The 11091-nt window shown below is 71.5% G+C and carries 14 protein-coding genes; 6 read left to right on the plus strand and 8 right to left on the minus strand.

What is annotated here, in order from left to right:
- The first annotated feature begins 105 nt into the window (after window positions 1-105).
- The gene (locus AB0O34_RS22890) at window positions 106-786 is read left to right on the plus strand and encodes a TetR/AcrR family transcriptional regulator (RefSeq protein ID WP_363918393.1); all 681 of its coding nucleotides are present in this window, start codon (window positions 106-108) and stop codon (window positions 784-786) included.
- A gap of 56 nt (window positions 787-842) precedes the next feature.
- On the opposite strand, the gene AB0O34_RS22895 is transcribed toward AB0O34_RS22890, so the two are convergent.
- The 5 genes from AB0O34_RS22895 to AB0O34_RS22915 are packed head-to-tail and all read right to left on the minus strand — an operon-like array spanning window position 843 to window position 5093.
- Window positions 843-1589: a copper homeostasis protein CutC gene (locus AB0O34_RS22895; protein ID WP_363918395.1), complete on the minus strand. Its 747-nt coding sequence runs from the start codon at window positions 1587-1589 to the stop codon at window positions 843-845.
- A gap of 49 nt (window positions 1590-1638) precedes the next feature.
- Window positions 1639-2577, minus strand: a complete 939-nt coding sequence (locus AB0O34_RS22900) for an asparaginase (protein ID WP_363918397.1) — start codon at window positions 2575-2577, stop codon at window positions 1639-1641.
- 43 nt (window positions 2578-2620) lie between these two features.
- Window positions 2621-3481: an amino acid ABC transporter permease gene (locus AB0O34_RS22905; RefSeq protein ID WP_363918398.1), complete on the minus strand. Its 861-nt coding sequence runs from the start codon at window positions 3479-3481 to the stop codon at window positions 2621-2623.
- A complete protein-coding gene (locus AB0O34_RS22910; RefSeq protein ID WP_363918400.1) occupies window positions 3478-4122 on the minus strand; it encodes an amino acid ABC transporter permease in 645 nt (214 codons plus the stop codon). Before AB0O34_RS22910 ends, AB0O34_RS22905 begins: the two co-directional genes overlap by 4 nt.
- A gap of 14 nt (window positions 4123-4136) precedes the next feature.
- Window positions 4137-5093 (minus strand): glutamate ABC transporter substrate-binding protein, encoded by a 957-nt coding sequence (locus AB0O34_RS22915; protein WP_363918402.1) that lies wholly within the window; start codon window positions 5091-5093, stop codon window positions 4137-4139.
- A 129-nt stretch (window positions 5094-5222) separates the two neighbouring features.
- Here AB0O34_RS22915 and AB0O34_RS22920 point away from each other — a divergent pair, with 129 nt between their 5' ends.
- Window positions 5223-6368, plus strand: coding sequence for an ROK family protein (locus AB0O34_RS22920; RefSeq protein ID WP_363918404.1), 1146 nt, complete (start codon window positions 5223-5225; stop codon window positions 6366-6368).
- A 30-nt stretch (window positions 6369-6398) separates the two neighbouring features.
- Here the strand turns inward: AB0O34_RS22920 and AB0O34_RS22925 are convergent, their stop codons facing one another.
- Together AB0O34_RS22925 and AB0O34_RS22930 are read right to left on the minus strand one after the other, a co-directional pair.
- On the minus strand, window positions 6399-7370 hold the full coding sequence (locus AB0O34_RS22925; protein ID WP_363918406.1) for a magnesium transporter CorA family protein: 972 nt from the start codon (window positions 7368-7370) through the stop codon (window positions 6399-6401).
- Window positions 7371-7394: 24 nt separating this feature from the next.
- On the minus strand, window positions 7395-7739 hold the full coding sequence (locus tag AB0O34_RS22930) for a spore germination protein GerW family protein (RefSeq protein WP_363918408.1): 345 nt from the start codon (window positions 7737-7739) through the stop codon (window positions 7395-7397).
- A gap of 109 nt (window positions 7740-7848) precedes the next feature.
- On the opposite strand from AB0O34_RS22930, the gene AB0O34_RS22935 reads away from it, so the two are divergent.
- Window positions 7849-8823, plus strand: a complete 975-nt coding sequence (locus tag AB0O34_RS22935) for a GNAT family N-acetyltransferase (RefSeq protein ID WP_363918410.1) — start codon at window positions 7849-7851, stop codon at window positions 8821-8823.
- Between the two features lie 10 nt (window positions 8824-8833).
- Here the strand turns inward: AB0O34_RS22935 and AB0O34_RS22940 are convergent, their stop codons facing one another.
- Window positions 8834-9202, minus strand: a complete 369-nt coding sequence (locus AB0O34_RS22940) for an aldehyde dehydrogenase family protein (RefSeq protein WP_363918412.1) — start codon at window positions 9200-9202, stop codon at window positions 8834-8836.
- Between AB0O34_RS22940 and AB0O34_RS22945 the strand changes: the two genes are divergently transcribed.
- The 3 genes from AB0O34_RS22945 to AB0O34_RS22955 all read left to right on the plus strand — a co-directional run bounded on the left by AB0O34_RS22945 (window position 9141) and on the right by AB0O34_RS22955 (window position 10917).
- Window positions 9141-9371 carry an ADP-ribosylglycohydrolase family protein gene (locus AB0O34_RS22945; RefSeq protein WP_363918414.1) on the plus strand — a complete coding sequence of 77 codons (231 nt, stop codon included), beginning with the start codon at window positions 9141-9143 and terminating at the stop codon, window positions 9369-9371. The genes AB0O34_RS22940 and AB0O34_RS22945 overlap by 62 nt on opposite strands.
- A gap of 167 nt (window positions 9372-9538) precedes the next feature.
- Complete coding sequence (gene rbsK / locus AB0O34_RS22950; RefSeq protein WP_363918416.1) at window positions 9539-10426, plus strand: ribokinase; 888 nt, start codon at window positions 9539-9541, stop codon at window positions 10424-10426.
- Window positions 10423-10917, plus strand: a complete 495-nt coding sequence (locus AB0O34_RS22955; RefSeq protein WP_363918418.1) for a CoA transferase — start codon at window positions 10423-10425, stop codon at window positions 10915-10917. The genes rbsK and AB0O34_RS22955 overlap by 4 nt, the downstream gene beginning before the upstream one ends.
- Window positions 10918-11091: the final 174 nt, after the last annotated feature.

Raw genomic sequence — 11091 nt, forward strand, 5'->3', positions numbered from 1 at the left:
GCTCTGACCTGGTACGGAATGCCGTATCGGCAAGTCGAGGGTCACCTCGACTCGCGAGCGTAGCACAGAAGTCGAGGTAGCCCTCAAGTTCGTTACACTAGGGAGATGTCGTCCGAGGAGCTCACGTCCACCAAGGCCGCCCGGCCCCTGCGCCGCGACGCGCAACGCAACCGCGACGCGCTCGTCGACGCGGCCCGCTCGATCTTCGCCTCCGAAGGGCTCGACGCTCCCCTGGAACAGATCGCCAGGCAGGCCGGTGTCGCCATCGGCACGCTCTACCGCAACTTCCCCACCCGCATGGACCTCGTCGAGGCGATATTCGTCGGCAAGCTGCGCACCTGGCTCGAGAGCGCGGAGCAGGCGCTCGACATGGATGACGCGTGGGAGGCGTTCGCCTTCTACCTGGAGAAGCTCTGCGAGCTGCAGGCGCACGACCGGGGTTTCAACGATCTGGCGTCCATGCGCTTCCCCCACGCGGCCTGCATGGAACGCACCCAGGGCCACATCAACGAGCTGAGCCGCCGCATCGTCGAGCGGGCGCAGCGGGAGGGCGCGGTCCGGCCGGACGTCACCGTGGAGGATCTGGCGCTCGTCATCTGGGCCCACACCCGCATCAGCGAGGCGACCAGCGAGGTCTGCCCCGCCGCGTGGCGTCGCCATCTCGGGCTGATGCTCGACGCCTTCCGCGCCGCCCGCGCCCGCCCGCTCCCCGAGCCGCCCATGCGTCCCGAGGAGGTCTACCAGGCGATGGTGAGCCTCGGCGACTCCAGCACCTGCACCGGCTGAGAGACCGGCGAGCGGCCCTACGGTCCGGTAGGGCCCACCCTCGCCAGGAGCCGGGGTCAGGCGGACGTCGCCCCGATGATCTCCGAGATCAGGGCGGCCGAGGTGACCTGCCTGAGGTACTCCGGCTGCCGCAGCTCGCCGCCCATGAAGGGACGCGGGTTCCGGTGCACGGCCGGGCTGGGCTCGCCGGTGAGCGCGGCGAAGTGGATCTCGCTGACCCCGGTCTGCGCGACGATGCGCCCGATGTTCCGCTCGGTGACGCCTCCGCCCGGCATCACGATGATGCGGTCGCCGGCATGCCGTACGAGCGAGGCGATCAGCGGGGCGCCCTCCAGCACCGAGACCTCCTGGCCGGAGGTGAGCACGCGCCGCACGCCGAGGTCGACGAGCGTGTCGAGCGCCTCGTACGGGTTCGCCGTCATGTCGAAGGCGCGGTGGAAGGTGACCGGCAGGTCGCCCGCGGCCTCGATGAGCCGCTCGCACACCGGCCGGTCGACCGTGCCCTGCGGCGTCAGGGCGCCGATGACCACACCGTGCGCTCCGGCGGCGCGCACCTCGGTAACGTCCCGCTCCATGGCGGCGACCTCGTGGGCGTCGAAGATGAAGTCGCCGCCCCTCGGCCGGATGATCACGTGTACCCGGATGCCGGACACGGCCGCGAGCGTCGCCGCGACCGTTCCGATGGTCGGCGTGATGCCGCCTTCGAACAGCGCCGCGCACAGCTCCACCCGGTGCGCGCCCGCCCGCTCGGCCGCGAGGGCCGCCTCGGTGCTGTCGACGCAGATCTCGTACGTGAGGCTCATTTGCTTCCTTGGAACGCAGTAGTGGTTTCCCCGGGCGGCAGGCGGCCGGTCAGAGGGTGGCGTGGATCTCGCCGATGGGACGGCCGCCGCCGAGGACCGGGACCGTGGTGAACGACTCGGCACCGCTGACGTCGGCCCCCAGCTCGGCGAGTGCGGCCAGGGCGATCGCGGAGGTCGCCCTCGGGCCGCCGTCGACCACCTTGACGGCCACCGCGTGTCCCTCGGGCGTCGCGGCGACGAGCACACCCTCGGCGCCGCCCTTCACGAGCGAACCCGGCAGGGCGCGCATCAACTCGGTGTTCAGGTGCCCGGTCCCCCCGACGTACTCGGGGAACGAGCGCATGGCGTCGGCCACCGCGCGTTCTGGGGTGTCGCGCGGGGCGGTGACGAGCGCCCGTACCCCCCGCGCGAGCCCTGTGAGCGACATCGCGAACAGCGGGGCGCCGCAGCCGTCGACGGCCGTGTGCGGGCTCTTCTCGCCGGAGAGCCTCTCGACGGCCGAACGCACCCGCCTTTGCAACGGGTGTGAGGGGGTGAGGTAGGACGCGGTGTCCCAGCCCGACGCCGCGCAGGCCAGCAGCATCGCCGCGTGCTTGCCCGAGCAGTTCATGCGCGCCCTGGACCTGTCCTCGCCCGACCTGATCAGGGCGTGCCGCGCGGCCTCGTCCTCCGGCCAGTCGGCGGGGCAGCCCAGGGCGGAAAGGCCGAGGCCCGCGTCGTCGAGCATGGCGCCGACGAGCGCGACGTGGAAGTCCTCCCCTGTGTGACTTCCCGCCGCGATCGCCAGGCGGGAGCCGTAGAGCGCCGCGCCCGAGGTGAGGCAGGCCAGGGCCTGGAATGGTTTGGCGGAGGAGCGGGGCAGCATCGGCTCGTCCACCGCGCCGAGAGAGAGCGCCACAGCCCCGTCAGGTCCGATTCCGGCGACGCTGCCGAAGTGGACGCTCTCGGTGAAGCCGGACCGGACCACCTCGGCCAGACGGGCGTACATGCGGTTGCCTTTCTCGAACGTGAAGTGAGGTGGGAAGCCGCCGTCAGGCATGGAGCGCGGCCTCGGGTACCGCCGCCGCCCTGACGCGGCGGGCGCCCCGCGCTTGGCGGGCCTCCAGCGTGCGGGCGAGCTTGGACAGCGACGCGTTCACCACCAGATAGATCAGCGCCACGACGATGTAGGTCTGAATCAGCAGGTGGTTGTAGTTGGCGAGCACCTTGCCGCTGTACAGCAGCTCGGCGTAGCTCACGACGAATCCCAGCGAGGTGTCCTTGAGCAGGCCCACCGACTGGCTGACGATCGACGGCAGCACGCGCCGGGCCGCCTGGGGCAGCACGATCGCCCGCATCGTCTGCCCCCCGGTGAGCCCGATCGCGAGCCCCGCCTCGGTCTGGCCGCGCTCGATGGACAGGATGCCCGCGCGGAAGATCCCGGCGAACGCCGCCGCGTTCGACACCGACAGCGGCACCACGAGCTTCCAGAACAGCGGCAGGTCCAGGCCGTACCTCGGCAGCGCGAACAGCACCACGTAGACGAGCAGCAGCGCCGGGATCGTCCGCACGACCTCGATGTACGCCGCCGACGCCCAGCGCACCGGGCGCCGGGGCGACACCCTGCCGAGCGCGAGCAGCAGGCCGCCCGCCATGGCGAGCGCGGCGGAGACCACGGCCGCGAGGGCGGTCGACCAGAGCCCGTTCAGCAGGTAGCGCCACATCGGCCAGGTGGCGTACGGCTGCCACCGCGCCTCGTCGAGCTGCCCGTTCGCGGCGAACTGGCGTACGGCCAGGGCCACCAGGCCGAGCGCGGCCAGCGCGAACACGACGGTGGCGACGCGGACACGGCGCCGCGAGCGTGGCCCCGGCTCGTCGAAGAGCAGGCGGCTCGGGCCGCTCCTTCGCGTCATCGGGCCACCGCCAGCTTCCGTTCCAGCACGCCGGTGAGGAACCCGACCACCGACGACAGCAGCATGTACGCCACGCCGGCCCCGACGAAGATGGGGATCGGCTGCGCCTCGACGAGGTTCACCCGGTTGGCGGCGGCGGTCAGCTCGACCACGCCGACCGCCGCCGCCAGAGCGGTGTTCATCGTGAGCATGATGAAGATGTTGCCGAGCGGCTGGACGACCGTGCCGAGCGCCTGCGGCAGCACCACGTACCGCAGCGACCCGGTGAAGCCGAGCCCGAGGGCCCGTGCCGCCTCGCCCTGCCCGGCGGGGACCGAGTTGACCCCCGACCTCAGCGCCTCGGCCACGTACGCGGCCTGGTACAGCGCGATCACCACCACGGCGGTCGTGAACAGCCCGGCCTGGACGCCGATCTCCGGTAGCCCGAAGACCGCCAGGATCAGCAGCACCAGCAGGGGGATGTTCTGCAGCGTCTCGACGTAGACCGTCCCGGCGGCGCGCAGCACGGGCACCGGGCTGACGCGGGCCGTCGCGACCAGGACGCCCACCACGGACGCGCCCGCGAACGCGAGCAGCGTGAGCCGCAGGGTGACGAGCAGGCCGTCCCACAGTGCCGGGAGGTTGCCGGACAGTGCGTCCATCGGGGATGTCGGCCCTACGAGCCCGGGACCGAACCGATGGCCGGCGGCGTGGGCGCCTCGCCCTGCACGACCGTGCCGATCGAGTTCTTCCACGCCCGCTGCCACAGGCCGGCGTCCTGCGCCTTCTTCAGCCAGTCGTTGACGAACTTCTTCATCTGGTCGTCGCCGTGCTTGAGGCCGATGCCGTACGGGTCGGTCGTGAACGGCTCGCCGACCACCTGCAGCTCGGGGTCGCTCTTGCCGTCGGCGACGAGCAGCGACTGGTCCTGGACGTAGGCGACGCCGCGGTCCTGCTTGAGCGCCTGGACGCACTCGGGGTCGCTGCCGAAGGTGACGATCTTGGCGTTGGGGGCGGCCTTCTTGATGGCCGGGATGGCCGGGGTGTTGGCGCCCGCGATGACCGTCTTGCCGTCGAGGTCCTCGGGCTTGGTGATCCCGGTGGTGCCCTTCTTGACCGCCACGGCGAGGCCGGAGGTGTAGTACGGCCCGGCGAAGGCGACCTGCTTGGCCCGCTCCGGCGTGATCGTGTAGGTCTGGAACACCACGTCGACGGTGCCGTTGGACAGCAGCGCCTCCCGCGTCTCCGAGGCGGCGTTCACGATCTTCACCTTGGGCGCGCCGATGATGTACTTCGCCAGCAGCTTGCCGAGGTCGGCGTCGAAGCCCTCGATCTGACCCGTCACCGGGTTCTGCTGGGAGAGCAGCGGCGCGTCGAGCGAGCCGCCGACGATCAGCTCGCCCCGCTTCTTGATCTTCTCCATCGTCGACCCGGGCAGGATCTCCGAGGCCGCGGCGACGGGCGCGTCGGCGAAGGCGTCGGAGGTTGTCGCACCCCCGTCACCAGGAGCGCCGGGAGGCACCGCGGCCGAGCCGCCGCTTCCCGAACAGGCGGCCGCCCCGGCCAGCGACACCACGGTCACCACGGTCAGCGCCGCGCGGCGCGAGCGTGACAGTGCGGGAGCATGCACCATCACCAACTCCATTCTCGTCGTTTACGATCTAACTTCATTCGGAATCGAATTTTTACGGACGATAGAGGTCGATGTCGGCCTAAGTCAATTGATTGTCGTAGTAGGTCATGACGTGGTATGCATCTCCCTGTGTCAGGCAAAGGTGAGCTCCTCCGTCTCGTCGCCCTGGGCCACGCCGAGTCACGCGCCGAACTCGCCAGGCATTCCGGCCTCGCCCCGTCGAGCGTGTCGCTGCGCGTGGAGGAATTGATCGACGCGGGCCTGCTCCAGGAGGAGGGCGCGGGCCTGTCCAGGGGCGGCCGGCGTCCCCGGCGTCTCACGCTCGCCCCCCGGGCAGGGCTGCTCGCCGTCGCCGACCTCGGCAGCCACCACGCGAGGCTCGGCCTGGTCGACCTCAGCGGCACGCCCCTGGCCATCGTGGAGCACGCCTGCGACACAGGGGCGGGAGCGCGTCCCACGCTCGACTGGCTCGCGACCCGGCTGGAGGAGCTCGTCGCGGCGCGGGGCGGCGGCCTCCCGGTGCGGGGGGTCGGCATCGGCGTCCCCGGCCCGGTCGACCCGGCCGACGGCACGGTCATCTCGCCCTCACGCATGCCGGGCTGGAACGAGTACCCCGTCGCCGCCCACCTGGCCGGCCGGTTCGGCGTCCCGATCCTGGTCGAGAACGACGCCAACCTGATGGCGGCGGGCGAGTACCTCGCCTGGCCCGGCTGCGAGAACCTCATGGTCCTCAAGGTCGGCACCGGCATCGGGTGCGGCATCATCGCCGACGGGCGGCTGCACCGGGGGCGCGGGGCGGCGGGCGACATCAGCCACGTCCGCGTGCGTGCGGACAGGTCGGTGATGTGCTCCTGCGGCCACTCCGACTGCCTGGAGGCCTACGCCAGCGGCGCCGCGCTGATGGCCGCCCTCGCCGAGCAGGGCATCGAGGTCGACCACCCCGCCCGCATCGCCGCCCTCGCGGCCGACGGCGTCCCGCAGGCCACCAACCTCGTACGCGGCGCCGGGCGGCTCATCGGCGACGTGCTCACCGCGCTCGTCAACTTCTTCAACCCCGACGCCGTGGTGATCGGGGGCAGCCTGTCGGCCGCCGAGCAGCTCATCGCCGCGGTCAGGGGCGCGGTGTACGAGCGCTGCCTGCCCCTGGCCACCCGCGACCTGAAGATCGACGCGACGCGGGCCGGGCCGAACGCGGCCATCATCGGCGCGGGCTCCCTGCTGCGCGACGTGGTGCTCGCCGGCGGCTGGGTCGACGAGGCCGCCGGCCGCGCCTGAGCCCCGGTACCGCGCCGGGTGCCGAAGGCGTCAGATCCAGTCGTTCTTGCGGAAGACGCGGTAGAGGACCGAGGAGGCCACGACGATGGTGACGCAGGAGGTCCAGAACCCGAGCGGCTGCGAGAAACCGGGGAAGGGCACATTCTGTCCGTAGAAGCCGGTGATCAGTGTGGGGACCGCGATGATGGCGGCCCAGCTCGTCACTCGCTTCATGATGTCGTTCATCCGGTTGCCCTGAAGGTTCAGGTGGGTCTCGTAGACGTTGCCCACCAGCTCGCGCAGCGACTCGGTCCAGTCGGAGACCCGCAGCACGTGGTCGTAGACGTCCTGGTAGTAGGGCGCCATCTCCGGAGCCACCACGCGAAGGTCGCGGCGGATGAGGGAGTTCACCACCTCGCGCATCGGCGCCACGACCCTGCGGAACCGCACCGTGGTCCTGCGCAGGTCGAACATCTTGCGCTGCGTGCTCCGTACGTCGCCGGGCCGTTCGGTGAACAGCTCCTCCTCCAGCGACTCGACCCGGTCGTCGAGGGTCTGCGCGACATCGAAGTGACCGTCCACGACATAGTCGAGGAGGCCGTGGAGAAGGAACGCCACGCCGTACCTGGCCAGCGTGGGGCTGGCGTCCCAGCGCGCGACCACGGAGTCGATGTCACAGGTGTCGTCGGACCGGACGGTCACCAGGGCGTTCTTGGTCACGAAGACCGACACCTCGGTGAGCTTGAGATCCGTGTCGTCGGCGAGCTTGACGACGTACATGGTGATGAACAGATGGCTGTCGTAGACGTCGAGCTTGGGTCTTTGATGAGGGTGCAGCACATCCTCGACCGCGAGGGGGTGCAGCCCGAGCTCCTCGCTGATGACGGCGAGCTTCTCAGGGGTGGGGGCGAGCAGGTCGAACCACACGGTCGCCGAGGGATCCTTGATGTACTCGGAGACGTCGGCGATCGGGAAGCCCTCGGCTTCCAGGACGCCGTCGCGGTAGAGGCGGGTGCGGGCCATGCCTGCCAAGACTAGTCGCGCCCGTCAGCGCCCACGACGGCCTTCAGGTCGCGTGCCGGAGCGCAGCGCGTACACGATCAGCGCGAGCCCCAGGAGGATCTGCCCGCCGAGTACGATGCGGTTCACGTCGATGGCGGGCTCCCACGACACCTTGCCGTCCCTGACGACGTACGCGCCGACGGGGCGGGCCGTCGCCGCTCCGCCCCCTCCCGCGCCGCTGGACACCCGGTCCTTCACCTCGCCGGTGCCGAAGCCGCCCGCGGTGCGCACCGAGAGCGCCGGAATGACCGTGGAGCCGTCCCTCTCGTACGGCTCGCCGTACACCCGCCGGGCGCCGGACAAGTGCTCGAAGAACTCCCGCAGTTCCATGCCTGTCTCCGCTCATGATTGATCCCGATGGACGCCATCATCCCCCAGGCGGGGGCTCCGCCAAGTCCCGGCTCAGTGCCGTGCAAGTGGCCGGCCCTAGAACTGAGGCGTGAACGACAACCACCACGACGCGGTCATGGACGCGTACGACATCAGGCGGCCGGCGGTGGCGGACGTGCCGGTCATCCACGAGCTGGTGGCGGCCTGTGACACCGAGGTGCTCGGCCATCCCGACATGACCGAGGACGACGTGGCCGACGGTCTGGCCGAGCCCGGCTTCGACCTCGGCCGCGACGGCTGGCTGGTGTACCGGCGCGGCGGGGAGCCCGCCCTGGTGGGCTGGGGCTACGCCACGCGCCGGGGCGACGGCGACAGCGTCGACATCGAGATCCTCTCCCGGGACGAGGCGGTGACCCCCTGGCTGTGGGACACCGTCCTGCGGCGCGCCCGCGAGCTGGCCGCCGAGGCAGGGCACCCGCACGCGGTGGCCGGCATCGGGATCTACCGGCAGGACGACGCCAAGCGGGCGCTGGCCAAGGAGCACGGTTTCGAGGCCGCGACCAGCTTCCACCGGCTGAGGGCCGATCACGCCGAGGTGGACCCGGGGTCCCTGCCCGGCGTGACCGTCCGCCAGGCGGCCGGGTCCGAGGAGCTGACGCGGGCCGCCCACCGGATCCACCAGGAGGGCTTCGCCCGGCACTTCGGGTTCGTCCCGAAGGAGTACGACCGGTGGAGGGAGGACTTCGAGTCCTCCAGCACCCACGACTGGTCGCAGCTCCTCGTCGCCGAGGTGGACGGCAGGCCTGCGGCGATGCTGCTCGGGAGCGACATGTTCGTCAGCGACGAGAACTGCGGGTACGTGCGCATCCTGTCGGTGCTGCCCGGGTTTCGCGGCAGGGGGCTCGGCCGGTTGCTGCTCAAGCGCGCCTTCGCCGCCGACGCCCGCCGGGGGAGGACCGGCACCTACCTGCACGTGGACGCCGGCAACCTCACCCCGGCGCTCGATCTGTACCTGTCCGTCGGCATGCGCCCGGTGCTCGCCATCGACGTCTGGCAACGCGACCTCCCAGCAGGGATCCGCTAGACGCCACGCCTCACACGGTGAGGAGGTGGTGGGGTGGGCCGGTAGTGAGTGGTGTGCTGTCGTTGGCCTGGGCGATGGCGTCGTCGATGTCGGTGAAGGTGGTCAGCACGCCGACGGGGCCGAAGATCTCCTCGCGGACCACGCGCATGTCGGGGCGGACGTTGCCGAGGAGGGTGGGGGCGAAGAAGTATCCGTGGTCACCGAGGCGTTCACCGCCGGTCACCACGTTGGCGCCCTCCTCGCGGGCGATGTCGAGGTAAGAGCTGACGCGGTCGAGCTGCGCCTTGGTGGACAGCGGACCCACCAGCGTGCCCGGGGTGAGCGGGTCGCCCGGCGCGAACGCCTCGATAGCCGGGGCGGTCGCCGGAGGATGCGACACCGATTCGGCGGGGGCGACGGTGGGATCGATCGCGGGCGGGCTGCTCGGCGCCTCCCGGATCCCTGCCGAGTGGGCGCTGGAGAACCGGCTGGCCAGCAGCATGAGAGGCTTCGACGGCATCGGCTTCGACGAGCTCACCCGGCGCACCCTCGCGGTCGCCGCCCCGTGACCCGCGACACGGCATCATGATCCCGATACCCCGGGGGTCACGTCCCTGGGTGCCGGGCGTGCGAGAGGACAGACGATGATCTCGGTTTCCCGGTGGTCGGACGGTCGCCGGGTGGCTTGTGTGGGAGGGGACAGAGAACGGGTGGCTTGTGTGGGAGGGGACAGAGAATGATCTCGGTTTTCGGCAGCGCCAACATGGACCTGGTGGCCTACACCGCGACCGCCCCCAAACGCGGCGAGACGGTGACCGGCCGGGCGTTCAGCACGGTCCCCGGCGGCAAGGGCGCCAACCAGGCCATCGCGGCGGCCCGCGCCGGCGCCGGGGTCGCGTTCGTCGGCGCGGTGGGGGACGACGCCTTCGGGCCGGTCATGCGCGAGACGCTGGAGTCGGCGGGCGTCGACGTGAGCCGCCTCCGGGTCGTGCCGGGCTCCTCGGGCATCGCCCACATCGTCGTCGACGACGAGGGCGGCAACTCGATCATCGTGGTCCCCGGCGCGAACGGCACCGTGACCGGCGTCTCGCAGGACGACCTCGCCGTCATCGCCCGGTCGGACGCGCTGCTGCTCCAGCTCGAACTGCCCATGGAGGCCGTGGTGGCGGCGGCCCGCCAGGCCGAGGTCCCCGTGATCCTCACCCCCGCCCCGGCTCAGGAATTGCCACGCGAGTTGCTGGCCGCCGTCGGCCTGATCGTGCCCAACGAGCACGAGGCCGAGGCCATCACCGGCCTCGCCGACCCCGGCGAGGCACTCGAGGCGCTGCTGGACCTCGTCCCCGAAGCCGTGATCACCCTCGGCGGGGAGGGTGCGCTGTACGGCTCGCGCTCCGGCGAGCGGCTGCGCGTGCCCGCCGTACCGGTGAAGGCGGTCGACACCACGGCGGCGGGGGACACCTTCGTCGGCGCGCTGGCCGTGGCGCGGGCCGAGGGAAGGCCGCGGGCGGAGGCCCTGCGGTTCGCCGCCACGGCGGCGGCCCTGTCGGTGCGGCGCGAGGGCGCCAGCACGTCGATGCCCACCCGCGCCGAGATCGACGCGGCACTGATGGAGGAACCCCGATGAAAGCCCTCGAAGGCGTCCGTGTGCTCGACCTCGCGACGCTGTTCGCCGGACCGATGGCGGCGATGCTGCTCGGCGACTTCGGCGACTTCGGCGACTTCGGCGACTTCGGCGACTTTGGCGCCGAGGTCGTCAAGGTCGAGCATCCGGCCAAGCCGGATCCCTCGCGGGCCGCCTACGCCGTGATGGCCGCGCTTCGCGCGCGTGAATCCACCGGCGCTGGGCAGGTGGTCGACATGTCGATCATCGAGCCCATCCTCACGGTGCTCGGGGCGCAGCCGACGATCTACGACCAGCTCGGGATCGTGCCGCCGCGCACCGGCAACCGTTCGGTCAACAACGCGCCGCGCAACACCTACTGGTGCGCGGACGGCTCCTGGGTGGCGGTGTCGACCTCGGCGCAGAACATCGCCGAGCGGGTCATGCGCCTGGTCGGCAGGCCCGCGTACTCGCCCTCCGACATCGAAGCCCTGCGCGAGAAGGGCGTGGTCTGATGACGTACGCCCCACCGGCGTACGCCCCACCGGCCACCCCGCACCCGCCCACAAGGGGACTGGCGTCTCCCGCGCGCGCCCGCGAGCGGAGCGGTGCCGGCCTTCCCGCACGTGCCCGCGAGCGGAGCGGTGCCGGCCTTCCCGCACGTGCCCGCGAGCGGAGCGGTGCCGTGC

The sequence above is a fragment of the Sphaerisporangium sp. NPDC088356 genome, from assembly GCF_040685555.1.
Lineage (GTDB): Bacteria > Actinomycetota > Actinomycetes > Streptosporangiales > Streptosporangiaceae > Sphaerisporangium.